Annotated in this window: 30 protein-coding genes and 1 pseudogene; 14 read left to right on the forward strand and 17 right to left on the reverse strand. The window is 63.6% G+C overall.

Annotation, left to right across the window (positions count from 1 at the left end):
* Window positions 1–51: 51 nt before the first annotated feature.
* Window positions 52–948 (reverse strand): response regulator, encoded by an 897-nt coding sequence (locus ACFMO3_RS09025; RefSeq protein WP_376790078.1) that lies wholly within the window; start codon window positions 946–948, stop codon window positions 52–54.
* Window positions 949–1357: 409 nt separating this feature from the next.
* On the opposite strand from ACFMO3_RS09025, the gene ACFMO3_RS09030 reads away from it, so the two are divergent.
* Together ACFMO3_RS09030 and ACFMO3_RS09035 are read left to right on the forward strand one after the other, a co-directional pair.
* A complete protein-coding gene (locus ACFMO3_RS09030; protein WP_376790079.1) occupies window positions 1358–2071 on the forward strand; it encodes a metal-dependent transcriptional regulator in 714 nt (237 codons plus the stop codon).
* Window positions 2072–2084: 13 nt separating this feature from the next.
* Window positions 2085–2429 carry a metallopeptidase family protein gene (locus tag ACFMO3_RS09035; RefSeq protein ID WP_376790080.1) on the forward strand — a complete coding sequence of 115 codons (345 nt, stop codon included), beginning with the start codon at window positions 2085–2087 and terminating at the stop codon, window positions 2427–2429.
* 233 nt (window positions 2430–2662) lie between these two features.
* On the opposite strand, the gene ACFMO3_RS09040 is transcribed toward ACFMO3_RS09035, so the two are convergent.
* Complete coding sequence (locus ACFMO3_RS09040; RefSeq protein ID WP_322802322.1) at window positions 2663–3235, reverse strand: elongation factor P; 573 nt, start codon at window positions 3233–3235, stop codon at window positions 2663–2665.
* 110 nt (window positions 3236–3345) lie between these two features.
* The gene (locus ACFMO3_RS09045) at window positions 3346–3573 is read right to left on the reverse strand and encodes a hypothetical protein (RefSeq protein WP_376790081.1); all 228 of its coding nucleotides are present in this window, start codon (window positions 3571–3573) and stop codon (window positions 3346–3348) included.
* Between ACFMO3_RS09045 and ACFMO3_RS09050 the strand changes: the two genes are divergently transcribed.
* The 6 genes from ACFMO3_RS09050 to ACFMO3_RS09075 all read left to right on the forward strand — a co-directional run bounded on the left by ACFMO3_RS09050 (window position 3556) and on the right by ACFMO3_RS09075 (window position 5750).
* Complete coding sequence (locus ACFMO3_RS09050; RefSeq protein WP_376790082.1) at window positions 3556–3732, forward strand: hypothetical protein; 177 nt, start codon at window positions 3556–3558, stop codon at window positions 3730–3732. The genes ACFMO3_RS09045 and ACFMO3_RS09050 overlap by 18 nt on opposite strands.
* Before the next feature lie 79 nt (window positions 3733–3811).
* Complete coding sequence (locus ACFMO3_RS09055; RefSeq protein WP_376790111.1) at window positions 3812–4081, forward strand: hypothetical protein; 270 nt, start codon at window positions 3812–3814, stop codon at window positions 4079–4081.
* Between the two features lie 238 nt (window positions 4082–4319).
* Window positions 4320–4517: a zinc ribbon domain-containing protein gene (locus tag ACFMO3_RS09060; RefSeq protein ID WP_376790083.1), complete on the forward strand. Its 198-nt coding sequence runs from the start codon at window positions 4320–4322 to the stop codon at window positions 4515–4517.
* 73 nt (window positions 4518–4590) lie between these two features.
* Entirely contained in the window at window positions 4591–4857 is a 267-nt protein-coding gene (locus ACFMO3_RS09065; protein ID WP_376790084.1) for a metal-sensing transcriptional repressor, read from the forward strand.
* A gap of 34 nt (window positions 4858–4891) precedes the next feature.
* Window positions 4892–5161 carry a hypothetical protein gene (locus ACFMO3_RS09070; RefSeq protein ID WP_376790085.1) on the forward strand — a complete coding sequence of 90 codons (270 nt, stop codon included), beginning with the start codon at window positions 4892–4894 and terminating at the stop codon, window positions 5159–5161.
* A gap of 103 nt (window positions 5162–5264) precedes the next feature.
* A complete protein-coding gene (locus tag ACFMO3_RS09075; protein WP_376790086.1) occupies window positions 5265–5750 on the forward strand; it encodes an OsmC family protein in 486 nt (161 codons plus the stop codon).
* Between the two features lie 92 nt (window positions 5751–5842).
* On the opposite strand, the gene ACFMO3_RS09080 is transcribed toward ACFMO3_RS09075, so the two are convergent.
* From ACFMO3_RS09080 to ACFMO3_RS09090, 3 genes are all read right to left on the reverse strand, one after another.
* Window positions 5843–6265 (reverse strand): hypothetical protein, encoded by a 423-nt coding sequence (locus ACFMO3_RS09080; RefSeq protein WP_376790112.1) that lies wholly within the window; start codon window positions 6263–6265, stop codon window positions 5843–5845.
* Window positions 6266–6289: 24 nt separating this feature from the next.
* Complete coding sequence (locus ACFMO3_RS09085) at window positions 6290–6631, reverse strand: hypothetical protein (RefSeq protein WP_376790087.1); 342 nt, start codon at window positions 6629–6631, stop codon at window positions 6290–6292.
* A gap of 208 nt (window positions 6632–6839) precedes the next feature.
* Window positions 6840–7739 carry a decaprenyl-phosphate phosphoribosyltransferase gene (locus tag ACFMO3_RS09090; RefSeq protein ID WP_376790088.1) on the reverse strand — a complete coding sequence of 300 codons (900 nt, stop codon included), beginning with the start codon at window positions 7737–7739 and terminating at the stop codon, window positions 6840–6842.
* A 203-nt stretch (window positions 7740–7942) separates the two neighbouring features.
* On the opposite strand from ACFMO3_RS09090, the gene ACFMO3_RS09095 reads away from it, so the two are divergent.
* The gene (locus ACFMO3_RS09095) at window positions 7943–8620 is read left to right on the forward strand and encodes a helix-turn-helix transcriptional regulator (protein ID WP_376790089.1); all 678 of its coding nucleotides are present in this window, start codon (window positions 7943–7945) and stop codon (window positions 8618–8620) included.
* A gap of 185 nt (window positions 8621–8805) precedes the next feature.
* Window positions 8806–9066, forward strand: coding sequence for a hypothetical protein (locus ACFMO3_RS09100; protein ID WP_376790090.1), 261 nt, complete (start codon window positions 8806–8808; stop codon window positions 9064–9066).
* A 64-nt stretch (window positions 9067–9130) separates the two neighbouring features.
* On the opposite strand, the gene ACFMO3_RS09105 is transcribed toward ACFMO3_RS09100, so the two are convergent.
* Window positions 9131–9298: a hypothetical protein gene (locus ACFMO3_RS09105; protein WP_376790091.1), complete on the reverse strand. Its 168-nt coding sequence runs from the start codon at window positions 9296–9298 to the stop codon at window positions 9131–9133.
* Window positions 9299–9782: 484 nt separating this feature from the next.
* Here ACFMO3_RS09105 and ACFMO3_RS09110 point away from each other — a divergent pair, with 484 nt between their 5' ends.
* Window positions 9783–10298, forward strand: a complete 516-nt coding sequence (locus ACFMO3_RS09110; protein WP_376790092.1) for a hypothetical protein — start codon at window positions 9783–9785, stop codon at window positions 10296–10298.
* Window positions 10299–10353: 55 nt separating this feature from the next.
* On the opposite strand, the gene ACFMO3_RS09115 is transcribed toward ACFMO3_RS09110, so the two are convergent.
* The 5 genes from ACFMO3_RS09115 to ACFMO3_RS09135 form a co-directional block, all read right to left on the reverse strand.
* The gene (locus tag ACFMO3_RS09115) at window positions 10354–12327 is read right to left on the reverse strand and encodes a hypothetical protein (protein WP_376790093.1); all 1974 of its coding nucleotides are present in this window, start codon (window positions 12325–12327) and stop codon (window positions 10354–10356) included.
* Between the two features lie 19 nt (window positions 12328–12346).
* Window positions 12347–13165, reverse strand: coding sequence for a class I SAM-dependent methyltransferase (locus ACFMO3_RS09120; RefSeq protein WP_376790094.1), 819 nt, complete (start codon window positions 13163–13165; stop codon window positions 12347–12349).
* 543 nt (window positions 13166–13708) lie between these two features.
* A complete protein-coding gene (locus ACFMO3_RS09125; protein WP_376790095.1) occupies window positions 13709–14863 on the reverse strand; it encodes a glycosyltransferase family 4 protein in 1155 nt (384 codons plus the stop codon).
* 144 nt (window positions 14864–15007) lie between these two features.
* Window positions 15008–16042 carry an SDR family NAD(P)-dependent oxidoreductase gene (locus ACFMO3_RS09130; protein WP_376790096.1) on the reverse strand — a complete coding sequence of 345 codons (1035 nt, stop codon included), beginning with the start codon at window positions 16040–16042 and terminating at the stop codon, window positions 15008–15010.
* A 119-nt stretch (window positions 16043–16161) separates the two neighbouring features.
* Window positions 16162–17154, reverse strand: coding sequence for a lysylphosphatidylglycerol synthase transmembrane domain-containing protein (locus tag ACFMO3_RS09135; protein ID WP_376790097.1), 993 nt, complete (start codon window positions 17152–17154; stop codon window positions 16162–16164).
* Window positions 17155–17795: 641 nt separating this feature from the next.
* Here ACFMO3_RS09135 and ACFMO3_RS09140 point away from each other — a divergent pair.
* Window positions 17796–18026, forward strand: a complete 231-nt coding sequence (locus tag ACFMO3_RS09140) for a hypothetical protein (protein WP_376790098.1) — start codon at window positions 17796–17798, stop codon at window positions 18024–18026.
* Window positions 18027–18272: 246 nt separating this feature from the next.
* Here ACFMO3_RS09140 and ACFMO3_RS09145 read toward each other — a convergent pair whose 3' ends face one another.
* The 3 genes from ACFMO3_RS09145 to ACFMO3_RS09155 are packed head-to-tail and all read right to left on the reverse strand — an operon-like array spanning window position 18273 to window position 22841.
* Window positions 18273–19118, reverse strand: a complete 846-nt coding sequence (locus ACFMO3_RS09145) for a LysM peptidoglycan-binding domain-containing protein (protein WP_376790099.1) — start codon at window positions 19116–19118, stop codon at window positions 18273–18275.
* 56 nt (window positions 19119–19174) lie between these two features.
* Window positions 19175–21370 carry an ATP-binding protein gene (locus ACFMO3_RS09150; protein WP_376790100.1) on the reverse strand — a complete coding sequence of 732 codons (2196 nt, stop codon included), beginning with the start codon at window positions 21368–21370 and terminating at the stop codon, window positions 19175–19177.
* Between the two features lies 1 nt (window position 21371).
* A complete protein-coding gene (locus ACFMO3_RS09155) occupies window positions 21372–22841 on the reverse strand; it encodes an O-antigen ligase family protein (protein WP_376790101.1) in 1470 nt (489 codons plus the stop codon).
* Window positions 22842–23302: 461 nt separating this feature from the next.
* Here ACFMO3_RS09155 and ACFMO3_RS09160 point away from each other — a divergent pair, with 461 nt between their 5' ends.
* A complete protein-coding gene (locus tag ACFMO3_RS09160) occupies window positions 23303–24112 on the forward strand; it encodes an inositol monophosphatase family protein (protein WP_376790102.1) in 810 nt (269 codons plus the stop codon).
* A 131-nt stretch (window positions 24113–24243) separates the two neighbouring features.
* Window positions 24244–24450, forward strand: a complete 207-nt coding sequence (locus ACFMO3_RS09165; RefSeq protein ID WP_376790103.1) for a transposase — start codon at window positions 24244–24246, stop codon at window positions 24448–24450.
* Window positions 24451–25559: 1109 nt separating this feature from the next.
* On the opposite strand, the gene ACFMO3_RS09170 is transcribed toward ACFMO3_RS09165, so the two are convergent.
* Complete coding sequence (locus tag ACFMO3_RS09170; RefSeq protein WP_376790104.1) at window positions 25560–26087, reverse strand: hypothetical protein; 528 nt, start codon at window positions 26085–26087, stop codon at window positions 25560–25562.
* A gap of 58 nt (window positions 26088–26145) precedes the next feature.
* Window positions 26146–26545: pseudogene (locus tag ACFMO3_RS09175) on the reverse strand (hypothetical protein); the annotation flags it as partial.

A 26545-nucleotide genomic window follows, 5' to 3' on the forward strand; every position in this document is an offset into this window, starting at 1 on the left:
TTCTCTTTTCCGTTCCGGTGCCGCTTTACGACATCGTGGGGAGATCTTCCTTCAAAGCAGCAGGATCTCCTTCCGCCGGGCTTCCGCTGCGACCTCCGTGAGCTCCCGGATGTCGTTGAAGATCGAATCCCCGGCCCGGACGATGCCGATGGCCAGGCTCATCAGAGGGACGCGCTTCTCATTCCCATCGCGATCGATGAGCACCAGATACCCTCGTTCCCGGTCGGGGAAGGCATAGTGGGTCCCGACCCCTTCGGCGAAGCGACGGCGGAGCTCCTGGGCGATGCCCTCGGCCCGTCCGGCCTCCGTGATCACCACGAAATCATCCCCCCCGACATGTCCAATGAAGTCCTGGGGCGTCCCCAGCTCGTCCACCACCTCCCCGATCAGCATGGCCGTCCACCGCAGGACCTCGTCACCGGCCACGAAGCCGTAAACCTCCTGGAAAGCATCCAGGCCGTTGATCCCGATATACAGCAGGCCCCAGTCCGAGCGGCGGAGGAGGGCGCGCAGCTGATCCTCGATCAGACGCCCGCTGGGCAGGCCGGTGACCGGGTTGGTGAGGCTCTCCCGTTCCGCCCGCCGGATGGCGTTCTGGACCCTCAGGCGCAGTTCCTCGATGTCGAAGGGCTTCGTGATGTAATCATCCGCCCCCAGCTCCAGGCCGGCGATGCGGTCGCTGCGCTCGTCCCGTTGGGTCAGGAAAATAATGGGAATGTGGCTAGTGCGCAGGTGAGTGCGCAGCCTCCGGCAGACCTCGTAGCCATCGATATCGGGGAGCACGATATCCAGGATGATCAGATGGGGGAGCTGCTGGCGGGTTCTCTCCAGCGCTTCCTGCCCCCGCGTGGCCGTCTGAACCTCATAGCCCAGCGATCCGAAATACAGCTGGAGCATCCGGGCGATGTCCGGATCGTCTTCCACCACCAGAATCCGTGCCTTGCTCATCGAGCCCTCCTCCCTGCGCCCGCCCCCGGCTCAAACTATGAAACCGAGGAGACGGGGCCCGCGGTTCCCCCAACTCCCACTTGGGGGAGAGGCCGCGCCAGCCCCTCGAAACCTCGCCCCCAAGCGATCTCCTCAATTTGTGGATTATTCTAACTCCAGTATTAAGAAATGGAAACACGGGGGAGGCGTATGAAGGCTTTAACCCGCTTGCCTGGGGCAGGAGTTCCGGGTGGGAAGGCGTGCCTCGCCTGGCCTCCGGGAACCCCGGCAGGAGCGATGGAGCTGGCGGATGGTTCTGTCCCCTTTTCTCCAGCAAAGGATGGGGACAGACGGAGCGGGGTGATGTTCCGCGGGATGGATTTCTGTGTTAAGATGAGGGGCAAAGAGTTCGGAAGGGGGCGCAGGGATCATGCCCCGGCTGAGCGCTTCGATGGAAGATTATCTGCGGGCGATCTATATCCTCGCTGAGCGAGAGGGGACGGTCACTACCACCCGGCTGGCGGAATACCTCCATGTGGCTCCGCCGTCGGTGACCGGGATGCTGAAGAAGTTGGCGAGGCTCCGCCTCGTTCACTATGCCCCTTATCGGGGAGTAACCCTCACCCGAACCGGCCGCCGGATCGCCCTGGAGGTGATCCGGCATCATCGCCTGCTGGAGCTCTTCCTTATGGAAGCCTTGGGCTATGATTGGGACGAGGTCCACGCGGAGGCGGATCGTCTGGAGCATGCGATCAGCGAGGCCTTGGAGGAACGGATCGCGACGATGCTGGGCCACCCCGCGTATGACCCCCATGGGGATCCCATTCCCACCCGGGCCGGGGAGATCCCGCTCCCGGCCGCCCAGCGGCTGAGCGAGGCCCCTCTGGGGGTGGCCTGTGAGGTGCTGCGAGTGATCGATGAAAGCTCGACCTTGCGGCAGGCTGCCCGGGTGGGCTTGCGACCGGGCGCCCAGGTGATCGTGGAGGAGCAGGTGCCAGGCGTTGGCCTGCGCATCCGGGTGGGCGATCAGGAGCATCGAATTCGGCGCCACCTGGCCGAACAGGTCTTTGTGCGGGTGCCCCCCCTGGAATCCTCGTGGGAAACCATGCCGGAGGCGACGACGGCGGCTCCGGATCACCCCTGAGCTGGTCGAGCGTGTGTGGTCCGAGATCCTCGCGGACCTGCCGCCGGATCTGCGGCAGGCGGTAGCGAACCTGGTCATCCGGTGGGAGGAGGAGCCCGACCGGGAGCCCCGGCAGGCGCTGGGCCTTCCGCCGGGGGAGAACCTGTATGGCCTGTTCGAGGGGCCCCCATGGGCGGAACGAGATCGGGCGCCCATCCCTTGGCCGTCGCGGATCCGGATCTTCCATCGCCCCCTCGAAGCCGACTTCGGCGATGATCCGTTCCGGCTACGGGCCGAGCTCCGACGCACCCTGCTTCATGAACGGGGGCACTATTTTGGCCTGAGCGAGGAGGCCCTGAGCCGGTTCGGTCTGGAGTAACGAGCGACGCCGCGGGTTTTCCTGAAGTGTGAGAGGCGTCGAACAAATTCGACCTTAAGAGGTCTTCGGCCGACGTTCGGGGCGGAGTGCCTCACCAGGCCGATTTCCATCGGCGCGAAAAGCCTTCGCTGGCCGAACGGCTTTTGCGTCGGCGCAGGCCGAGGCCTGGCGTAAAGGGCCCAGGGAGGCCGAGTATCCCTCCCCACGGAGCGCCAGTGGGGAGAACTGTCGCATTAACTGCTTCGCTTCCCCACCCGATCCACATACGCCCGGGTGTAGACATTGATCCGCACGATATCCCCCTCGGCGATGAACTGGGGGACCAGCACTTCGAGCCCGTTCTCCAGGATGGCCGGCTTGTAAACGTGGCTCTCGCGCTCGCGCAGGGGTTGGGAAGTGTGGACCACGCGGAGATCCACCGTTTCCGGGAAGGCCACGGCAACGGGTTGCCCTTCGTGGAATTCCACGGGGATCCGCTGGTTGGGCTGGAGGAAGATCTCCAGATCCCCGATCATCGCGGCCGGGATGGGGATCTGATCGTAGGTTTCGGGATCCATGAAATAGAACATCTCGCCATCATTGTAAAGATATTCCATCATCCGGCGCTCCAGGGAGACCTCCTCCACGCGCTCCTCCGGCCGGAAGCGTCGATCCGTTACGACCCCGGTGCGCAGGTTGCGCAGCCTGGCGTGCACAACCCCCTTCTGCTGGGCGGTTCCGGAGTGATACACTGCATCGATCACCCGGAAGAGCGTTCCCTCCAGCTGAATCGTCATCCCAGGGCGAAGCTCGCTAGCCACCGGCATAGCATCCTCCTCAGCCCTTGAGGGTGGCGTTCGGACCCAGGCCGTTGGTCTCGAATTGGGAAGGCAGGATACCCCTTCAATTTTAATTTATTCGGGCTTGCGTCGCTGGCTCAGCCATCGGATTGCGCCTCCAGGCGATAACGAAATCTGGGTTCGGTGAACAGATGGCGATGATCCTCGGTCTCCTCCAGTTTACGCCGTGGGGTATAGCGGATCGCGTTATCCAGGAGGTTGCGGAACACCACCTCAATCCGCGCCGGATCCACGTCCACGGAGGGCAGATCGGGAGGAAGCTGGATGGAGATGGGGTGGCTTTCCCCATGCAGATCCCGCTTCACCCGGGCGAGGATGGCATCTTCAAGAGCGGGAACATAGAGCCCGGGGATGCCTTCCGGCTGCACCTTTCCATTGAGGCCCTGGTGATGGTGATGCTGGGCGGCCAGGGGACGGTATGGGGGCCGATCCTGGGGGCGGCGCTCTATGAGCGCCTAGGGTGATCCCATGAGCCTGCTCGAGGTGCAGGGGGTTTCCAAGCGCTTTGGAGGCCTGCAGGCCTTGAACCGGGTTTCCCTCCATATGGTCGAGGGGGAGATCCCAGGGCTGATCGGCCCGAACGGCCCGGGCAAGACCACCCTGTTCAATGGGATCAATGCTCGAGAACGTGATGGTGGGGGCCTGTTTCGGGCGGGAGAACCGATCCCTCCGCGAAGCCCGGGAGATCGCCTTGGCCGTCCTGGAGCAGGTCGGGCTGGCCGGGAAGCGGGACGTGGAAGCCGCCCGGCTGAACGCGGCGGAGAAAAAAACGATGGGAGCTGGCCTGCGTCCTGGCCGCGCGCCCTTACCTGATCCTGCTGGACGAAGTCCTGGCGGGCCTGAATCCCGCCGAAGTGGCGACGATGCGGGAAGTGATTCGCGCCATCCGGGCCAGAGGCCGCCGATTGCCCATTCATGAGGGGGAAATCCTCCTCAGGCCATCCCTCATTTTGACAGCCGGGGATATCCGGATTATTCTCTATACGGGTATAGGGCATTTTCGCTTTCCCCGGTGGACGTTAAGGATCCCGCAGGAGGTGGAAGCCAGGCCATGCCGCTTTACGAGTATCGTTGTCGTGGGTGCGGTGCCGAGTTCGAGCGGCTGGTTCGGTGGAACACCCCGTTGGAGGAGATCGAGTGCCCGCGCTGCGGCCGTCGGGAGGCGGAGAAGCGGCTCTCGCTCTTCGCCACCGTGGGAGCCGGTGGCCGGGAACCCCGGGGGAACCCTTCCTGCGGCCCGGTCACCTGAGGGATCCGTTGATCCAGGGCCGGGAGCCCTTTGAATGTGACTGGGGGGAGAGCTTGTGCCGAGGAGCCTCCTTATGCTTCGCCTTTCTCAGGATGCAGAACAGCGTTTGGTTCGCCGTCTCCGACGGATCCAGGGGCAGGCCCGGGGGGTGGAGCGGATGATCCAAGAGGGGCGGGATTGCGAGGAGGTGTTGGAGCAGCTGGCCGCCCTGCGAGCGGCTGCCCATCATGCCCTCCTGTTCGCAACACGGGCTTACCTCCAGGCATGCGCGGATCTGGATCCTGTGCGATCCGCGCGTGCGGTGGGAACCCTTCTGGAAACCCTGGGCCGGCTTTCCTGAGGGCTTACTTCCTGCATTAGACCCGGGGGCCGGCGTGGGAAGCGTGGAATACTGGTGGCGGAAAGCCCAATCCGAACCGCAGCCTCGCCGGAAAGCGACCTCCCGGCGGGTTTCCGCCGATCAGGGGCCCTCCCTGGATTTTCAGCTTCATGCTCCTGCGGAAGCAGAGGGCGCGGTGGAGATCTACCGGGCAGGGGATCTCTGCCCTAACTGTGGCTTCGCTCCCCTGGAATACGATGGCTACTTCAATGTGTATTGCCCGATCTGCGGGTTCCGCACGGGGGCCCGTGGGGCGTGCACCTGATAAAGACACCCGGGAGGGACGAGGGGCGGCGCCCCTCGCGATCGCCTGCGGGCGCGATGAACCCATAGGATTCCAATCCGATCTGCGCAGAGGGAGTGTCCCCATGGCTACAGAGATCCGCCTGAATTTACTGGACGCCCAGGGCATGAAGATGGAAGCCCTCACGCCAAGCGGGCATTCAGTGATCATGGACGCGGCCCCAGATGTGGGGGGGACGAATCAGGGGCCCCGCCCGATGGAGCTGCTGCTGGTCGCCCTGGCGGGCTGCACGGCGATGGATGTGCTCTCCATCCTGCGAAAGAAGCGCCAGCCCCTGGAAGGGTTCGCGATGGAGGTCCGGGGGGAGCGGGCTCCGGAGCATCCGAGGGTCTACACGGATATCGATGTGCTCTATATTGTGAAAGGGAATGTGGATCCCCAGGCCGTCGTTCGGGCGGTTGAGCTCTCAGTGACCAAATATTGCTCCGTCAGCGCGATGCTGCGCAAGACTGCTCGTATCCGGTATCGCTATCGGATCGAGCCCGTCACGCCCGGGGCGGAGCCGGTCGAGGGAGAATACCGGATGGAGGAAGTTTCCGCCTCCGCATGAAGCGGGGCGGGTCGGCAGCCTACCTGCCCTGAAGGGAGGGGCCGCTTTGGATTTCCTCGTCCCGGTCCGGCGGCCTCTCATCGATCTGCCCTCTACGCGAAGGCGATCCCCAGCATCCCGTAGACGGCCAGGAGCTGCGCGCCCTCCAGCCCGTTCGTTTCCCCATCCAGCGCGATGAAGGCTGCGATCCCCCCTGCCATCATCATGGCCACCGGTTCCAGCGGATGGAAGACCAGATCCATCGGCCGCCCCAAGGCCAGGCTGGCGAAGACCAGGGCGGGGGTGACCAGCAGGGCGATCTGCATGCTCGAGCCCATGGCGATCTCCAGCGAGAGGCCCATCTGGTTCTCCACGGCCATTTGGGCCGCCACCAAGTGCTCCGCCACATTGCCCACCCGGGGGATCAGGATGATCCCCACGAAGAGCTCCGTGAGGCCCAGGGTGTGAAGGGTGGGTTCCGGCGTGTGAACCAGCAGCTCGCTCATCCCCACCACGCCGATCGTGGCTGCCGCCAGGACCCCGAGGGCCTGGGGGAGGGTCTAGCGGGTATGGGGAGAGGGATGGGCAGCCAGCGGCTCCTGGGCGCGGAGGGGATGTAGAGGGCCAGCATCAGCCCGGCCACGCCCAGGCTCATCGTTTCCACGGCCTCGGGATGGTGAGCCGCGATCGTATGGCTGAAAGCGGATGCCGGCCAGGGCGATGATCCGTTCGGCGGCGTTCCCCAGGGTGGCGTTCAACAGGCCGCCCACCACCGGCCCGTTCGCGCCGCCAGCGGGATCAGGGCCAGGGCGCTGAGGATCCGCACGAGGACGGGCCCGGCGTTTCCCACGGCGGCCAGCACCGCTAAGCGGAACCGCGATCAGCAGGGCGGGTGAACGCATGATGCGCACTCTGTTCGAATAGGCTTTGGCTCCCACGCTTTCGCTGGGCCGGGGCAGGCCAGCCGTTGGCTGAAGGCCTTCTGCGCCGATGGAAATCGGCCTGGTGAGGCGCTTTATGCTAAGCGTCCGCCTTCGCCGACGCGATGGGGCCGGCGGAGGCCGAGGGCCTCTTCGCCGGCCGAAGGCGAATGGGATGCAATCATCGGCTCTACAGGAGATATAGAATGAGGATCGCCGTCAGCCCCCAGAGGATCACCGTCAGGAGCAACGGCCGGTCCTTCCACACCAGTTCATCCGGCGGGGCGGTTTCTCCCCTCACATGGATCAGGTAGAGATACCGAAAGATCCCGTAGAGAACGAAGGGGATGGTCAGCATCATCGCGTGATTAGAGGGAAGGTTGGGGGCGGAGAACGTGTAAAGCGAATAGGCCAATATGGTGGCAGCCATCACCACGCCCATCATCTCATCGAGAAAGCGAACTGTATATTCCTCCAGGATGGCCCGGTGGTTGCGGGCGTTCTCACCCAGGAGGATGATCTCCTGCCGGCGCTTGGCGAAACCGATGAAGAGGGCCAGAAGCAATGTGCACAGGTAAAGCCACGGCGAGAACCGCTCCACCCGGACCAGGGGGACGCCAGCGGCGACGCGCAGGACATAGCCGCTGGCCAGGGTCAGCACATCTATGATCACCCGATGTTTCAGCCAGAGGGAATAAGCCAGATTCATCCCCCAGTAGACATAGGCGATGAGCGCAAACCGGGGGTCCAGCATGAAGGAGGGGTAGGCCAGGGCGATCGGGATCAGGAGCGCAGCCCCCCAGGCGATCCGGGGATCCAGCTCCCCAGCGGGCAAGGGGCGATGGCGCTTGCGGGGATGCTGTCGGTCTCTTTCCAGATCCTGCAGGTCGTTGAAAACATAGACTGCCCCCGAGAGAAGACACAGGATCATAAAACCCGCCACCGTGCGCCCGAGAGGCTCAGGGCGGAGCAGTTTCTCATCGAACACAAGGGGGGCGAAAATGAAGACGTTCTTCAGCCACTGGCGCGGCCGCATGGATCGCGCCAGGCCAGTTATCGCTTTCCCCGGATGGATGGCCAATGCCCTCATGAGGACCATGCTCCAGATCGGATGGCTACCGATAGCCCCCCCAGCGGTTCCCGATTATAATTCGACCTGTCAGCCGGACGAAAGCATGGGAGCTCATCGATCCTCGGCCTACGGGGACGGGGGAGGGAGGACTTTGCTCCTCGAGGGTTTTCTGGGCATCCGGCGTCCAGCGTAGAACATTTCCCTTTCTGGGAATCCGGCCCATGGGCGAGCAGGAACGTTTAGCCATTCGTCGGAAGATCTTGGGGATTGCCCTTCGGCAGGCGCGGGAGGAGGCGGGAAAGACTGTTCGGGAGTGCGCGGCGTTGCTCGGGATTTCCTTGGCTCGCTATCGGGCCTATGAAGCCGGCCAACGGGATCCCACACTACCGGAGCTGGAGGCCCTGGCCTGGTTCTTCCAGCGGCCCCTCTCCGTTCTTTTAGATCCTGATCGCCCCGCTTCGCCGGGCAGCGATGGGGCAGCGGGGGCGATCCCCGAGCTGCTTGCGCTCCGCCACCGGATCATCGGCCTGATCCTGCGCCAGGCCCGAGAGCGGGCCGGGAAGAGCATGCGCGAGGTCGCCGCGTTCCTGGGATGCTCCCCCCGACGGATCCGGGGATATGAGTCCGGAGAGTATCCCATCCCACTGATCGAGCTGGAGCGCTTATGCCTCTATCTGGGGGTTTCCCTTTCGGACTTCTATGACACGGATAGCCCCATCGGGCAATCCGTCCTCCTGGCGGACCAAGTGGAACGTTTCCGAGCGCTTCCTCCCGAGGTCCGTTCTTTCGTGACGTCGCCGGTCAACCTACCCTATCTCCGCTTGGCGATGCGTCTGGCGGAGCTTCCGGCGGATCGTCTGCGGCATATCGCGGAGGACCTGCTGGAGATCACCCTGTGAGGGCATCAGCGGAACATTTCGGGGAGATATCTCCGGCCTCCTCGATCCGCGGAGGGATTGCTGTGGGCTCATGGGCCATGCCTTCTGGAGGCTGCGGGATGGGTGTGACGCAAGACCGGAAAGAGGTTTCTGCGGAACACCGGTATTTTCCTTAGGATCCATATGGACAGGGCGGCTGATTCGGGATGTGGACCACACCGGTGTTGATCCTCTTTCTGGGGATTGGGGCGGGGTTGTTCCGGCATCTCATGGCCGGCGGCGGGGGGCGGCGACTGATGCTGGATGTGGGGTTGGGGTGTCTGGGCTTTGCCATCGGACATAGTGTGGGGGAAGCGCTGGCTCCCGGATTTGGGCGCATTGGAACCACAGCGGTGATCCCTGGCCTGCTGGGGGCGGGGGTGCTCCTCGGGGTCTCCTCGATAGCGGTCCTCTGGCGTCGCAGCTGATCCGGCCTCGATCTCGGTGGGTGCTTTCCTCGTGGCGTCATAGGGCCCTGGCCGTTATGGGAGATCATACCGCTGCATCTCCTGCGACCACCAGACATGGAAGCGGGAGAGGGCCAGAAGCCAGAGCGCGACGCTGCCGACGGCCCAGCGGGGCCATCACGGCGACAGTGGGCATCGCCACCATCACCGTCAGGTAGCGGGCGGCGAGCTCGCTCTCTCCCGTTCGCCGCACCCATAGCCAGAGCCGCCAGAAACGTCTCCGGCGATCCCGAGGGTCATCTCCAGGAAGCTGCGGCGGACGGCCCCGATGGACAGCTCTTCATCCCACCCGATGTTCTGGTCGCTCAGGGGATGGACATGAAGGGCGAAGGCCATGACAGGCCGGCCGTCAGAAGCCCGATTTCACGCAGGCGGTGTCGCGGTTGGGGCATCTTCGCCTACCTTCTTCTGGGATGTTCAACGGCATCTGGATGCGAGCGGAGCGGATCCGTCCCGCTCATCCGCTCCCTAATCCACTCTACGGCCTTTGGGGGATGAAATAGCGGGCATGGGGGCAAGGCCCCTTTTCCCGCGCCGAGCGTCCTTCATCGGACCCCCATGGATGGAGCGAAGATTGGGACAGATGTCCCGGGGAAATCGGGACGCAGGCCTCTGCCGGGGGAAGGCCGTTTCGATTACAGTGAGAAGCGGAAAGACCATGGAACAGGAGGCCTGCGATGGATCGCCTGGCGCGCATCTGGTTGCTGCTGATCCAGATCGTCCTCGGCTACGAATGGCTTGAGGGCGGGCTGGAGAAGTTGGAGACCGGCGGCGGGTTTGTGCGAGGTCTGCCCCAGACCCTGGCCCGCTTTGCGGAAAAGAACCCCTATCCCTGGATGAAGGCGTTCCTGACCGGACCGGCCACGGCCAATGCCACCCTCTTTGGAAATCTGGTTCAGTGGGGCGAGCTGCTCGCCGGCCTGGGCTTGATCGCCGGTGCCCTCTACCTGTTGCTCCTGGCCCACCGTCTGAACGGGGTGCTGCAGCGCGTGGCCGGGATCCTGGTGGCAATCGCCCTGCTGGGCGGGATGACGATGAACGCCTTCTTCGGTCTGGCTGCGGGGCACACCAGCCCCTCCACCTCGGGGATCAACCTGGTGATGTTCTTCTCTCAGCTCATGCTCCTGGGCTTCTGGATCGGCGTGATCCTCCAGCCGGTGGAGGAGCTCAGCTTGCATCGGCGACCGGCTTGAAGGAAAGGATCGCTCACGAACACGGGCAGGAGCTTGCGGCTCCTGCCCGTGTTCTTTATGGAGAGCCCGGTGGAGCGTGGAACACGAGGATCCCCAGCCCCTCGCAGTGGGCCCGGGGTCGGAGCGCCCACCAGCCCTCTGGATACGCCGCTCGCAGCGCGGCCAGGGTGGAACGGTCTTCGGGATGGACCAGATACAGTTTGGGGCCGGGCAGGCGCCGATGGGCCTCTAGAACCCGGGGGAGATCCTCATGCCAGATCGTGTAGGGCCAGTCGATATTTCCCAGCCACATCCCGATCAGCCGCGAATCGAACCAGTAGGGATAGGCTACATAAAAGGCGTTCGTTTCCGGCCCGCCCCCCGCATAGAAGCCCCGCAGGATCTCCGCCGCATCCGAGGCGTTTAGGGCGATGCGACAGTAAGTCGTCGCATATTCGCGGAAGATGCGATCCGTATTGATCCGAATCAGGGCGAGGGCCAGCAGGGCCGCCGTTCCCCACCGGAACCATCGCCAGTGGCGGGGACCCCCCTCCGCCGTCCATTGAGCGGGGATCAGCGCGGCGAGGGCGAGCACGGCCGGCAGGGCGCCCGCGGCCCGCACTGTGCTCGGATTCTCCCGCGGGAAGGACAGGTTATAGGCGGAGGGAAGCAGCATGACCAACCCTGCCGTCAGCACAGCCAGCGGGACCGGATCCCGATGGTGGAGCATCCATAGGAGAGCCGCCGCCCCGCCCAGGACCAGCAGGGCCCCCATGATCGGATCCAGCATCGGCCGCCCGGGGATGGTGGCCACATAGACTTCATCACCGGTCCAGTGGAACATCAACAGCGCCCGGCGCAGGTTATCGGCCAGGATGAGGAGGGGGTTTCCTTCAATGGGTTTTTCCCATGTGGAGACCCGAGTCATCAGCCGGTAAAAGAAGATCTCGGGATAGTCCACGATGAAGCGCAGCATGGGAGCTAGCACCGGGAGGGCCGTGAGCATCCCGATCAGGAAGTCCCATGCCAGTCGCCATCCCGTCCTCGTCTGCCCGATGCGCCGTGTTAACCCCACGGCCAGGAAGGCGGCGGGCAGGGCGGCGAGCATTCCCCGAAAGGGCGAGTAGCCATACAGCCCCACTCCCAGGAAGAAGCCCATCCAGAGGAAATCCGTGCGCTTTCCGGAACGAAGCCCCCGGATCAGGAAAGCCAGCGACCAAGCGGCGAAGGTGGGCAGGAAGGGATAGCGCAGCCCCACCCGCGCCGGAATGACCGCCCATGAGGCCACCGCCCCCAGGAACATGGTCCAGAGCCCCCCGGGTCGCCCCCACAGGGCCGCGCCGAGGAGGTAGAGGGCGGGCAGGAGCAGTACCCCGATGAAGGCCGTCCCGACCTGGAGGGTGAACTTGTGCAGCGGCATTCCGAAGACCCGGATCGTCGCTGCCGCGAGATAGAACTGAAACGCCTCCCGTCCCGTGTTTCGAGGGAAGAAGATCCGGTATTCGCCGTTCAGGACATCCCGGACATCGAGGAGCTTCTCCGCGTGATCGCTGTTCACATCGAGGGGGAGGTTCCAGAGATCCCAGTAGCGGAACCCGATCCCGAGGGCCAGGATCAGGAGGAGCGCCAGATGATGCCCGCGCAGGAGGAGTCCATCCCGCGGAAGGCGGGGGAGGGGAGCGTTCCACCACGCGAGAAACCATGGGATCACCGCTGTGATCCAGGCGATCACCCCGGCCAGGCGGAACCGATTGCCTCCGGAGTCCAGGAACGCCAGGGCCATGCCCCCTATGCTCAGGGCCAGCCAGAGGGGACGAAAGCCCGCAGCCCCATGGGGCTCTTCCCGGGGAAGGCCTTTCTGATCCAGCCACCCGGGGGATCGGCGGAGGGCCCAGACGATCCCAAGCGTCGCCCAAGCATACAGGGCCAGCCCCAGCGGATCCGGAGCCGCCCGGGGGCTCTGGTCCAGTCGGAGCTGGCCCAGAACCGCCAGGAGAAAAGCGATGAGCCAAACGGCCACGGAACCGCCCTGGAGAAACCGGCGTTTCATCCCTCCGCTCCCGATGGGATCAGCGTTGTGCGATCATGAAAAAATAGGCGCCTTCCAGACCTGGGGGTTCTTCGTAAAAGGGTCGAAGGATCCGCTCCACGGGCCCCAGGCTCCAGCGCCATGGGGCCAGGATCCAGCGCCCGAAAAGCTTTTTGCAGAGCAGGGAAGGCAACCCATACAGATGACCCCATTCCAGCAGGGCGGTGGCCCCCGGGGAAAAATAGAACCACCAGCGGAGCGGGCGAAGCCCAGCTTGTTCCAGGCGGGCCGCCCAGATCTCCGGGGCGTCGCAGTGATGATGGCGGGAGATGCGATTAAAGAGCCGGCCGTAGCTTTCCGCCAGCCCTTGCTGCCGCAGCCGCCGCAGCAGGCGATACAGCGAAAGGAATTCCACGAAACGATGGCTGGGCGAGCAGAACAGGAAATAGCCTCCGGGTCGAAGGACCCGTGCCACCTCCCGCAGGACAGCCTCCACGGGGGGAATGTGTTCCAGCACCGAATTGCTGATCACGGTCCCGAAGAATCCCGAGGGGAACGGCAGATGCGCGCCATCGGCCTGGATCGCCCATCGGTAAACCCGACGGACGGCGGCTTCCTTCAAGGGCCCCCATTCAGGATCCAGGCCGACCCATGCCCGCCCGGGAAAGGCCACGGAGGCGAAGTGCCCATCCCCGCAACCCAGGTCCATGATGGGCTCCGGCATCTCCAGGCCTTGGTAGAAGCGGGCTTCCACCGCCCGGAGCAACGCTCGAAAGGCGGGGACTTCTTTCAGGTGCAGCCAAAGGAAATCCGGAGCGTTCATCTGGACGACGACCCGGAGAAATAGATAGCGATCCATTCTGGAAGCGATAGCGCCCGGACGGGAGCCTGCGCTTCCCGGATCCGGGAGAGAAGCCGCTCGTCTGTCGTGATCAGAACATCCACCCCTGCCTCAAGATAGAGAATGACCAGATAGCGGAAAGCCTTTTGTGCCCATGGCGTCCATGGCTGCATGCGATTCGATCGCAGTGCCCTTCGATCTCCTGCCGTAATCGAGCCGCCTGACGGATTGCGTCCGGGCCAGCCTCTCCCCCGCGGGCCGGAGCGTGCCCTGTGCCATCTGGGCCAGAAGGGCGATCAGGAACGCCGCTCTGGATCCCACTATATGAAAAGGTCACCTCCAGAGCGGCCAGGGTCTCCACAGCATCCCGCGAGCCGATCAGAAGCCCCGGTCATCCCTGCTCTTCCTGAAGCCGAACTCGATATCCCAGGACCTGAGGGCTTTTCCCCCGGATGAGTGCGCCCTCCGGCACGGAGACCATCACACCGATACGCAATTCCAGAAGGCGGAGGGGGGAGCATTAGGGGACGCGGATCCTCATCTGCCCTGTCCTTCCTCCGTTCAGCCTCGGGATGCCCTCAGCTCCTCGAAGAGCGCTTCGTAGGCCGCGGCCGTTCGCCCCGTATTATAGTGCTGCTCCACCCACTCCCGGGGCCGGCAGAAGGCCGGGCGGTTGGCCAGCACCTCCAGGATGGCCTGGGCCAGGGCCGCGCTGTCCCGCGGGGGCACCGTCCGCCCCATCCCGGTGGTGCGCGTTGGCACCCGAACCCCCGGCAGGTCGCTGGCCACCACTGGGGTCCCGCATAGCATGGCCTCCACCTGAACCAGTCCGAAGGATTCCGTGGCGTTCAGGCTGGGGAGCACCACCACGTCGCAGCTGGCGTAAAAGGCCGCCATCTCCTCCGGCTCCAGCACCCCCACAAAGGTCCAGTGGTCCCGATAGCGCTCGAAGAGAGGGGCCAGCCGTCGGGCGTAGGCCTCTTCCCCCAGGACGTTTTGATAGGGTCCAGCGAAGAGGACCCGCGCGTTGGGATAGACCGAGAGGATCTGGGGGAGGGCCTCCAGGAGATATTCCACGCCTTTCTCGGCCGCCAGTCGGGCGGCCATCCCGATCACTACTTGGTTCTCCAGCCCCCAGCGGGCCCGGAAGGCGGCCACCCGCTCGGGTTGGGGGATCGGGATCTCCACCGGGGGCGGGATGACCCGAACTTTGTGCAAATAGCGGGAGAGATATGGGGAATGCCGAGCGTAATCCTCGGTGTAGGTCACGATGACGTCGGCGAGATGGGCAGCCAGATGGTCCATCAGATGAACGATGACGTTGGCCACGCGGTTAACCGGGCTGGGTGGGAGGGTGACATCGCAGTGGTAGGTGAGGACCACCGGCTTCCGGAAGAGGCGTCCGCGCAGGGCGATGCCTGCCGCATCGAACTGGGGGAGGTGAAGCCAGAGCACATCAGCCCATCGAGCCAGCCGGGTGGCCCATATCCCGATAGTGGGCATGATGACTCCCTTGCTGACCCGGAACCAAACAGGCACCCGGCGGATCTGCACCCCATCCCGGATCTCCTCTAAAGGGAGACGCCGGTCATAGCGGGAGGTCAGGATCTGGACTTCGTGCCCGCGAGCGGCCAGCGCCCGGGCCGCTCGCTCGACATAGATGGTCAGGCCGCTGATGTGAGGACGGTAATACGTCAATGCCACCAGGATTTTCATGGGCCTTGAAATCGGCCATGGGGATTTCGGGATCGCTCGGAGCGTTAGCGCCGCGCTTCCCGTGACCCGACAGCCACGGACGGAAGATTTGCGGGAAAGCTCCAGGTCCTCGGGCGGACGGCGAAACCCCTCGCCCGCTCGCGGTCAATCAGGGGCAGGGAGCGGAATCCCCTCCCGCACCCATTCCGCAAGGCGCGTCAGGCCCTCCCGCACGCCGACCCGGGGTTGCCAGTCCAGATCGTGCATCGCTTTCCGGATATCACTGATATACACCTTTTGATCCCCAGGGCGCCAGGGACCGAAGGCCGGGGGCTCCACCGGGCGGCCGAGGACCTCGGACAGCATGGGGGCGAACTCATGCCAGATCGAAAGGGCGTTCGCCGGACCTCCCCCGATGTTGTAAACCTGACCGGCTGTCCGATCGATCCGCTCCACCGCCGCCCGCATCGCGGCGATCAGATCGGTCACGAACAGCAGATCCCGCACCTGCTTGCCATCGCCGTAGATCGTAATAGGGCGCCCGGCCATCGCGGAGATCACAAAGTGAGCGACCCATCCCTGGTCCTCCGTGCCGAACTGGCGGGGACCGTAAATACAGGACATGCGGAACACGACCGTGGGAAGCCCGTAAATCCGGGCGTAGTCCCGCACGTATTGATCCGCGGCCCCTTTGGAACAACCATACGGGGAATGGAAATCCAGGGGCTGGCGCTCGTCGATCCCGAAGGGCCGGTCGGCATATCGGTAGCGGGTGGCCTCTTCCACCACGGGCACATCTTCCATCGCGCCGTAGACCTTGTTGGTGGAGGTATAGAGGATGATCGGGCGATGGCGGGCCTGGCGGGCCGCCTCCAGGACATTCAGGGTGCCGAGGGCGTTGATCTCAAAATCGGTGCGGGGATCGATGAGGGAGGTGGTGACTGCCACCTGGGCGGCCAGATGGAAGATCACCTCGGCCTGCCGCACCACCTCGGCCACCGCTGAGAAATCCCGGATATCCCCGCGGACGAAGCGAATGCGCCCCCCATGGCGCGCCTGGAGCCAGGCCAGGTTCCGCTCCACGCCGGGGCGGGCCAGCAGGTCGAAGATCCATACCACCCAGCCCTCAGAGGCCAGGGCGTCCGCCAGGTTGGATCCAATGAAACCGGCACCGCCGGTGATCAGCGCGTGGGTACGCATCGAAACCTCCTTGGGGAGCCAGCCGAGATCCCATCCGCAGGCATCGCCGAGGCTATTATATTGGGTCATGGGTTGAAAAAAGGTTCCGCCGATAGAGGGCCACCTCGTTGCGCCCACCCCTATTGGGAGTGGGGCGTGTTTCCCCATTGCAGGAAGCGCAGCCGGAAGCTTCCGGTCTCCATCCAGAGCCCCAGGGCCCCCAGGGCGGAGAGGTAGAAGTAGATCAGAGCATGGGAGACCACAGAGATGCTGAAGGCGGTCGCCTGGGGGATCCCAAAGTGGCCCAGGACCCAAACGGTGATCCCCTGCACCACCCCGATGTATCCAGGCGTCGAGGGGACGAGCATCCCGAAGGTCAGGGCCGTCATCGTCCAGAGGGCAGGCAGCCAGTCCAGATCGGGGAGGAAGGCTCCCATGATCGCGTAGAGTTGAGCCCCGGCGGCCACCCATGCGGCCAGAGACCATCCCAGGGCCTCCGCCAAGGCCCGGGGGGTTCGCAGAACCTCCAGACCGCTGAGGGCGGCCCGGGCTTCCTGGCGCATGCGCTCCCGAAAACGTGCCGGGAAGGGTTGGGTCAGCCCCTCCGCCAGTCTCCATGCCCAGTTCGGGCGGAACGCCCCGATCCAGAGCATGAGAAGCGCACCCACGGTCAAGCCCAACCCGACCCCGCTCAGGATCCTTATCCCCAGGGCCTCTGGCCGGAGGGCCAGGGCCAGCCCCGCTAGCATCAACACGGCCACCAAGTCCAGGATGTGCTCCACCACAATGGACATCGCCACCAGGCCGGGGGGGGTCTGGGGATAGCGGGCCAGCAGGAGGACCCGGGCCAGCTCTCCCATCCGGAAGGGAAGGAGATGGGTCACCAGATAGCCGACATTGAGGATGTTCCACAATCGGTAGAAGGACACCCCCGGAGGCCGATTCAGGAGGAGCCGCCAGCGGGCGGTCCGGGCCGCCACGCTCAGGGTCAGGGCAAGAAGGGCCGGTAGCCCCCAGCCATAATTCCCGGCCTGGAGGGCAGCCCATAGGGTCGGAAGATCCAGACCCCGGATCGCCCCGTAAAGTGCCAGGGCGCTGATCAGAAGTCCCAGAATCCATTGCCAGATCCGCAACGATCACCCCCCTTAGGGCTTTTCAATGTTCGAACAGGAGTGTAGGAAGCAGGGCCAGATCTTTAACGTCCATCGCGCTGAGCATCCGTTGGGCATCAGGAATGTAGGGCGCCGGGATCAGCAGGCGAACACACGGCGCAGGCCGCTCCAGGCCGGCCCCATGCAACGTCCATGCCAGTGGTCCTCCTCCCGGGCGTAAGGCAAGTAGACGCTTCCGGATCCCGCTCAGGGATCCGGATTGTGTATAAGTTTCACCTGTCTCTAGTGTTCCGGCAAAGCAGGGATGAGTTTCTCCGGCAGGATGGCGACTCTATTGCATCGGTTCTTTTGCTATGCTGGTGATCGTTCCGATCCCCTGCGGGTGCATGGAGAACGAGAAACCCGGGTGGCCCCATTCTGGCTGCAGCCTGTGCGTCTTCCATCGAGCGGACGATTTTGACCCTCTCTTCCCTCAGCGAATCCCTATCCCCATCCACCCGGCGATGACACCACTATAGCAAATGCGCCCGACATGCTCTCGGTTCCCCTACAACCATGCCTCTCCTGATGGATTTAGCCTTGCCTAAATTTCACGCCTGCTCATACAATGAATGTGAAAACCGGTTGCCCATTCCTTATCCCCGAGAAGAAAGGAGCGAGCGATGATCGGCAAATGGATCTACTACCAGATGGAGGAAGGCGCGGTCGCGCCGGCTCCCGAGGTGCCTGTGGAGGAGGCGGCTCCGGCGCCGGCCCCAGCCCCAGCCAAACCGGCCCGCAAGGCGACGGCGAAGAAGACTGTCAAGAAGGCGGCGGCCAAGAAGCCGACCCAGAAGGCCGCGGCGAAGAAGACCGCCAAGAAGGCGGCGGCCAAGAAGACCGCCCGGAAGTGAGCCGGGCCCCGCGCTCCTTAGAACCCCAGGATCCGGAGGCGCCCATAGCAACGGGCGCCTCCGGGTTTTTTCCCGGGAGGGAACCGGTGCGTTGGGGGAGCCGAAGTCTCCTTCTGGATCCCGGGAAGCGAGGTTGCTCGCCCCGCCCGATGCGGCCCCGCGAGTCACTCCAGATGATGCTCACGGGTCGGCTTTGAATCCCCCGGGAGGCGTACGGCTTCTTTTTCCCTTGGTCCCTGGGGCGCCTCATGGGGTGGGTGTTGGACTGGGGGTCTCCGTAGGCGTCCCCGTGGCGGTGGGTGACGGCGATGGAGTGGGGGTCTCCGTCGGCGGGGCTGGAGGCGCCGGCGTGGGGGTCGGTGCCGCCGTGGGCGAGGGGGGTGGGGGAGGCGGGGGCGGTGGAGGAGGAGGCAGCGTAGCCGTCGGCGTCCCCAGCGGCGGCACATAGAGACGCTGACCGGCGGTCAGAGCCGGGCTGGTTAAGCAATTGGCCTGCATCAACAGGTAGAGGGGAACCTGGAAACGCACGGCCAGCCGGTAAAGGGTCTCCCCCGGCTGCACGGTATACAGCACCCACTCCGACGGTGGACCACATGGGGTTTGGTTCGGGGTCGGGGTGGGCAGGCGCACCGGCAGATACACCCGTTGGCCGATGAACAGCGCGGGTCCACGTAAGCAGTTAGCCTCCAGAAACCGGGGTAAAGAGATCCCCCCCAGGGTCGCCAGCCGAAAGGCGGTATCCCCAGGCTGTACCCGATAGGGGATCCAATCCTCGGGCGGCCGGCAGGGGGTGCGGGTCGGGCTGGGCAACGGCGTGGTGGTCGGACCCGATGGGCTCGGTGTCGATCGAGCTACCAGCGGAAGTGTGGGGGAGGGAGGGGGCGTCGGGCTTATAAGGATGGGGGACGTCGCCAGGGGCTCCAGGGTAGCTTGTCGGGTTGGAAGGCCGGGGCTTCGCGTCCCTCCGAAAGGACGAGGCCGCACCTCCGTGGCGGCCGTCCAGAGGGCGCCGATCAGGATCCACCCCAGCAGCAGGAGCCCCAGGGCGCGCTTCAGAATGGTTTTCCACGAGGAAGCGGGTTCCGATCGCATCCCTCTTAAACTCCTCCATCATGAAGGCTCGCCGGGGCCGGCGGTCTGGATTCCCATCATCCATCGAAAAGAGGCAGGGCGATCGTGAAGGTGCTTCCAACGCCGGGCTCGCTCTCCACCCAGATCCGGCCTCCGCTGGCCTCGACCAGGGCCCGTGCGATGGAGAGGCCAATGCTGTCTCCGACCCCCGGGATCAGGGGGGTGGTGGCCCGGTAGCGGGGGATGAACACCCGAGCGACTTCTTCCAAGGGGATGCCTCCACCGGTGTCCCGCACGCGGAGGAAGATCACTCCGGGGACCTCGGGGTTCAGGCGGGCCTGCAGGCTGATGGCCGTGCCAGGCTGGCTGCACAGGGCGGCGTTGTTCAGCAGATGATAGAGGACTTGCTGAGCTGCATCCCGATCCATCCGGACCGGCGGCAGGTCGTCCGGCCATTCTAAAGCCAGGCGCAGGCCCCGTTCCTGTAGCACCGGCTGGAGCTGCTGGAGCACCTGATCCCGAATTTCGGTCAGAGGGAGCGGCCTGGGCTCCAGCGAGAAGGTCCCGGCCTCCAACGCAGCGATTTGGAGCGTTTGTCGGATCAATCCTGCCATCCGCTCGATGTTGGCCTTCATCCGGAGCAGGAACTGGCGCTGGGTGGCGCCCAGGATGCCCACCGCTTCCCCTAACAGGAGATCCGTGTAGCCTAGGAGGGCGGTCAGCGGGGTTCGGAGCTCCTGGAGGAGCGCCAGGATCAATTCCTCCCGCTGGCTTTCGGAGGCGGTTCCCGGCGTGGGGGACGAAGAGGGGATCGCCTCGAGGTTCGAAGCAGAGGCTCCCACCGGGAGGGAAGCCCGGGCTTCAATCAGACGGGCCAGCTCCTCTGCTCGCCGTCGCCATCGTTCCCGCTCCTCCTCCGCTTCCGCGGCCCGGGTCGCCCAGCGGTTGATCTCCCGCTGCAGCATCTGCCGCTCCTCCGCGTGCCGGGCTTCCAGGCGTTGCACTTGCTCTTCATGCTCCTGTTGCAGAGAGATCAGCGCAGCTTCCAGGGTCGCTTTCCGCTCGCGTTCCTGGAGCAGACTCATGGTTTGCGCCAGGAGCTCCGCCATCTGTTGGCTCACCCCCGGATCCTGGGGGAGCTCGTGCGCTTCCTCCGGGGGGTAGCCGATCAACCAGGCGCCGAGGACCCGATCTTCAACGATCAGCGGCTCGATTCGAAGGAAGCCGATGGTTCCCATGCCGAAGGCCTGCCAGAGCCGCTGGCCGGCTTCCCCCTGTTGATCCTCAGGGGTCAGGAAGCTGGGGTGACGCCGGAGGATCCCCTCTCCGATCTGGGGATATTCCGGCAGGGGAAGGGTGAGATCCGTCCCCGCCCGGGGCAGGCCTTCCCCCTCCCGTGCGATGATCAGAAGCCGATCGTTCTGTAAGAGCCCTACTGCCGTCCACCGGGCGCCCAGGAGCATCCGGGCTGCCCTGAGCGCCTCATGGAGGGGAGCGGGATCCCCCTGGGCTTGCAGGGCGCGGAGCAGCCCCCGGCTCCAGGCCGGCCATGCTTCCATGGTCTCACGGCCTTCCTGAGGGATCCGCTGCGCCGTCTGAAGGGCCAGGCGATAGGCGCCCGTCAGCCACAGGGGAAGAGCGATCAGGGCCCCCAGGCGAGCCCAGGGGGCCAGATGGGTTCCGGCAATGGGCATGTTGAGTTGGAGGAGGGCACCCAAGGCCAGCGCGAAGAACCCCAGGGCGCCGGAGCCCTGGAACACCGAGGGGGAACGGGAGAGGAGCCATCCACCGATCCCCAGGGCCAGCCCCATTGTCCACAGCATCCACGCCCGATCGAAAGGGGTGGTGGCATAAAAGACCGTGGGGTCCTGCATGGAAAGGCTCATCCAGCCGGGGGCGATCCATCCATAGATGCTGAGGACGACGATGGTATGGAAGGCCGGGAGCCAGAGCCCGGGCGCCTTCTCGATCATCGCCCATCCCATCCAGGTCCATGTGGCCAGGTCCACCGCGCGCTCCAAGGGCGGGAGCAGGGTTCCGGCGGGCAGCCACTGGCTTTCCGCGAAGGCGGCTCCGAACAGGACGAGGCGCCCGATCAGCCCCAGGCCGGCGGCCAGGACGAGACGACGCGCCATACGGTTCCTCGGGGCGCGCTGGGCCGTCTCCAGGGCCATCCCTCCCAGGCCCTCCATGGCCAGGCCCATGAAGAGATGATAGAACAGCGAGGCGGGTCCCTCGGTCAGCAATCGGGCCAACGTCTGCGCGAAGCTCATCCTATCGTCCTTTCCGGGCGTGAACCGAACTGAACCCCCGCGGCGGATCGGTTCGTTGGGCGATCCGGGTCGACGCCACTCCCAGGCCGACCAGCAGCCAGAACCACTGCACCATATGGTGGAAATCGAAATTCACGAAGTGGTGGTCGAAGATCCCGCTGACCAGGGCGGCCAGCACGGCCCCGTGAAGGCCCAGCCAGATGGGCTCCAGGTCATGGCGGTTCCGCACCGCATGCCGCGCGTTCCAAGCGGTGGCGAAAAAGATCCCCATCACGAGGAGGAAGATTCCTAACCCGACGAGCCCCATCTGAACCGCGAGCAGCAGATAGATGCTGGCCACTTTAATGTAAAGATCTACATCCGGTACTCCGGCGAATCCGACTCCGAAGAGCGGATAACGGGAGATGAGGGTCAGGGCATCTCGATATTCTCCGAATCGCATGCGGGTCGCCAGATCTTCCCCCCGGAGCCCGGCCAGGAGATGCTGGACATAGCCCTGCGTGGGAGGCAGCAGGAAGAGCAGGATCAGACCCACCGCGATCAGGGGGAGCAGCCGCCGATAGCGGAACAGGCTGAGGAGGAGGACGGCCACGGCGGTCCCGATGAAGGCTCCTCGGGAGAACGTCAACAGCAGCGCCAGCCCCATCGTCCCCAGGAACAGAATCGTCAGCGCCCGGGGCCATGCCGGCCGGCGGGCGAAGATCTGGGGGAAGGTGAGGGCAATCAGGGTTCCCAGCGTGGCCCCCAGCAGATTGGGGTCCACCGCTGTTCCGATGGCCCGTTCCGGCTGATCGGGATCGTCCAAGATATACCGGAGCACGGGACCGCCTTCCTGGTAATATCCCAGCGGCTGAAGCCGCATCAGCCATTCCTCCGCTCGGGCGTCTGGCAGCACATAGAGAACGACCGCAATCAGGGCAGTCAGAAACCCAAGGCCGATGATCCATCGGATCAGGCGGGCGAGTCGGATTTCGTCCCGGACGAGGGTGACCACCCAGAAAAACGAGGCGATGGCCAGCAGGAATTCGGCGAACCGCCGGGCCACGGTCTGGGTGAGGGGAGCGTGGGCCAATCCGGCGATGAAGGTGGCCAGCGTGGTGCCCAGGAAGGCCAGCACGGGGAAACCCAGCGCCGTCCCCTGGGGCGCCCCGATACGTCCGGCGGCCCACCAGGCCAGCCCGCTCAGCAGCCATCCCAGAACGGCCAGATCCAGCAGGGTTGGCGTGAAGCCCAGTCGGACCGGGAACGTCCCGAAGGGGAGCAGAAAGATTACGGCCAGCATCAGGAAGAAGGCGATATCGATAGAGCTCACGACCAGCACGATGAGGATAGCGCCCAGCAACCCCGCGAGGGCCAGAACTGGGCCGGCCATGGCGATCCCCCAGCCTATCCCCCAGGCGGCCGCCAGGCCCAGGATCAGCACCACCCATCTCTGAGCCGGGATCGAGCGAACGTCGAACAATTCGTTCATGGCGAGTTCTTCCCGAGAGGATCGGGGCAAACCCAGGCGCCATCTGATCCCCTGGAGGGAGGTGGCGGGTTCGCTCAAAGTCCAGGCGGATGGCCACTCATGCAGGACTTATGCGGTTGAGGGTCGATCCGATAAGAAGTCCTCGCCTTCCCCTTGGGGCCGGTCTGGCCCGGCCTCAAAAGCCCCACAAGAAGGCCCGCCGCGTAACCTCTAACCCGAATTATAATCCGAGGAAGCTTCTGACCGGATAGGGGCAAGCTTGCCGAATCCGGATGGAGCACCTAGAAGGATGTATAACAGGTGAGGGTGCAGAGGTCTTCTTGAAAGCCCTATCTTTTTGGAGGTGGGTGCATCGCAGGCACGATTCCCCACCTTCAGGGATGTTCCTCCTCCTCTCGGTGCTGCGCAGCGGCGCGAAGGAGGACAAGCTTCCTGAGCCTTTCATAACGGAGGGATAACAGGTGACGGCTTTCACCTCGGTGTTCAATCAGGCGTATCGGGTTGCTGTGGAAGCGGCCCTGGAGGCCGGGCGAATCCTTCGCTGGCATTTCCAGCGCGGCTTGGAGATCCGGTATAAGGGCGAGATCGATCTGGTTACCGAAGCCGATCTGGCCTCCGAACAGGCAGTGCTCGCTCGAATCCAGAGCGCCTTTCCGGATCATCGAGTGCTGGCGGAGGAGAGCGGGGAGACGGATCGCGACTCACCTTGGCTCTGGGTGGTGGATCCCCTGGATGGCACCACGAATTTCGCCCATGGGTTCCCGGTTTTCGCCGTCTCCATCGCCGTGCTCCATGAAGGGCAGCGAGAGCTGGCGGTGGTGTATGACGTGATGCGCGACGAGCTCTTTACCGCGCGACGTGGTGAAGGGGCCTTTCTGAACGGACGGCCGATCCGGGTGACCCAAACGCCGCGGCTGGAGGCAGCATTGCTGGTGACCGGGTTTCCGTATGATCGTCAGGAATCGCCTCTGGATAACACCCGCGAGTTTCTTGCGTTATTGAAGCGCTGCCATGGGGTGCTGCGCGTGGGGTCTGCAGCGCTGGACCTGGCCTCGGTTGCCGCGGGGCGCCTGGATGGATACTGGGAGTTCCAGTTAGGCCCCTGGGATCTGGCGGCGGGGGCTTTGCTGGTGGAGGAGGCCGGCGGTCGTGTTACGACCCCCATGGGGGATCCACTGCCGCCGCTGGGCACCGATATCGTGGCCACCAATGGCCTGATCCATACCGAGCTTCTGGAAGTTCTGGCCAGGTGTCGAGCGACCATCGTGTAGTATTCTCCCTCGCTAGGAGCATCTCGCCATCTGGATGGGGGCCAAACGAAGCAGGCCCGGAGCCTGTGGAAAAGCCCGGATGGCCAGGTGGGGCTTATCGATGCTGAGGGGGAGGTGGGGGAGCCTACCTCTTGAACACCCATACGCCAGCCGCGTTCTACAAGACCTTCTCGCCGAAGGAAGCACGGCGGTTGACGCAGCAGTTGGAATTTCACTACACGCCCAAGCATGTTCGTTGGCTGAGCATGGTGGAGATCGAATTTTCCATTTTGGAGTGGCAGTGTTTGCGTCGACGATTGGCAGATATGGCCGCGGTGGAACGGGAGGTGCAGGCCTAGGCAGAAGCCTGGAATGCGGCCCCAGCGACGGTCGATGGGCGCTTTACGACTTCCCAAGCTCGAGAGAAGTTTTATCGGCATTACCCCAAGGTGGACGAATGATTATTAAATCAATGGGATCAAGTCCTAGGGTGCAAGCCACCTAACGGCCTCGAGCTCAGCCGCTGCGACCGAGGCGGGCGGAGCGAAGCGAAGCCCGCCGAGGGAGCAGTCGGCTGCAGCGGGAGGTTAGGCGGTACGTGCTTCCCTATATTCTTCTAACCGAGTCAGGGCTAATGCTGTCCACATAAGAAGAGTAGTCGGAGTATAGAACCATCTGAATGGACCGCCCATTAATACAAGTAGTGTCAACATTCCTGTGCTGAGCCAGAATAATAACCTTCCCACTTTCTTATTTGACCTGCGTTCTGCTATGAAGCCAAGTAAACCAATAGTCGATGGAATCGCAAGCAGAACCGCGAAAGTCTTTTGGAGTTGGACAGTGGTTGAATTGACGTGTTCTTGGGCAGTAGTCCATAGCCATGCAGACAGGATCCATGCAATGGCACAAGCAAGTGACATTAAGCCCCAGCGCAGTCCTTTAAGGCTTAGCATTGAATAGGCCTCCTTCTCCCAGGCGGGATTCGAGAAACTTAAGACTATGCGAATACGGTTCTTGACTGTGAGTATTAGTCGTGCGATGTAGAACTATTTTGGGCGGCTTGCACTCATAGAGTAGACCGTGTAACTGAAATTCGCGCTCCTGGTTAAGGCGATTGGCTCTCACCAGTCACGGTGTAGTAACCCAACCGCCATAATAGACGCTACCACCTGGCACAATGGACCCACTGAAATCACCTGTAATACTACAGCTTCCGTTATACCACACTGTATCCCTTACATAGTGAGTATGCGGATATGTCTCAAAAAGCCAAGCGAAGCTCCCCCATCCCGCAAAGTGTTGATATTGAGCAGGGAGTGTGGGCCCATATAGCCACGCATGAGGACCGTCAGTTCCATGCCATCCATCTGGAAACCAACTTGCAACCACATATCCGTTCTATATGTTGCTGCTATTCCAAGACCAACTTATAACGGCCTCAATTGGTGTGAGTCTTAATCCGCCACCATCAACCAGGCGCCGGAATCCATGGCAAGTACTGCTTGTAGCCAGAATCCCTGCGGCGGCAAAATGGGTCCAGGTTTCTTCCAGGTATCCCGCCAGCATACTTGCATATTCCCGTCCGTTCGGTCTCCAGGGCTTCCATGGCCGTGAGGCGTGTCCGTTGCTCCTGATCGAGGCGCTGGATCTCCTGTTCCACGAAGGCTTTCGTACTTTCGTCCCATTGGTCCTGATCCCGAAAGAGCGCCCAGGTTTTGGCCATGGCTTCGGGAAGGCCGCATTGGGCAGGGGGCCGGGCATAGGCTTGGGGAGTGCGAAGAGGACGATAATCTTCTGGCAGGGCAAAGGGGTCCTGCAAGGCTCGCAAACGCAGGCGCACCGCCTGTTCCAGCGCGATCTCTCCCGATTCCAATGCCTGGTCGATGCGTTCGATGGCTTCCTGCCAGGCCGGGGGAGGGACTTCGTTTTGCCCAGGTAGGCGGGACACGCGAGAAGCCAGGCCCTGTGTCCCCTGGAGCAGGAGAAGTACCGGCACAAAAAGGCCTGCTCATATTTGCATCCACCGTTTCATTTGGCACCTCCCTTCTCAGCGTTTAGCGAACGCCAATGCGAAGTGTATTTCCTAAGTAGAATATTTTAGGCCGCTCTGTTGTTATTATGCTGCCATTGATGAGGGCTCCCACAGAAACCCTCGGGCGTTCCGTCCCTGCAGGTTCCCACTCCTCAGGCAGAATTTGAAACTCAAAGGTCAATTCTTCACCGGGGGGTAAAGCAGTTTCACTATAGGCCAGATCTGGGTGTTGTTTCTCCCACACTATGTCTTCTCCCCGCACACTTATAACGATCGAAATAGCCGGCTCAAGCTCGCCTCCATAATCGACGGGGCGCAAGACAACCGGCGTATCCGAGGCATTGCGCACGGTTACCCGGAAATACAGGGGGTCTTTCCTGTACACATACTTTCGTTGGGCCGAATAGACGATGAGTTGGACG

Origin of the sequence: Thermoflexus sp. (genome assembly GCF_042408815.1) — a bacterium.
Classification (GTDB): Bacteria; Chloroflexota; Anaerolineae; order Thermoflexales; family Thermoflexaceae; genus Thermoflexus.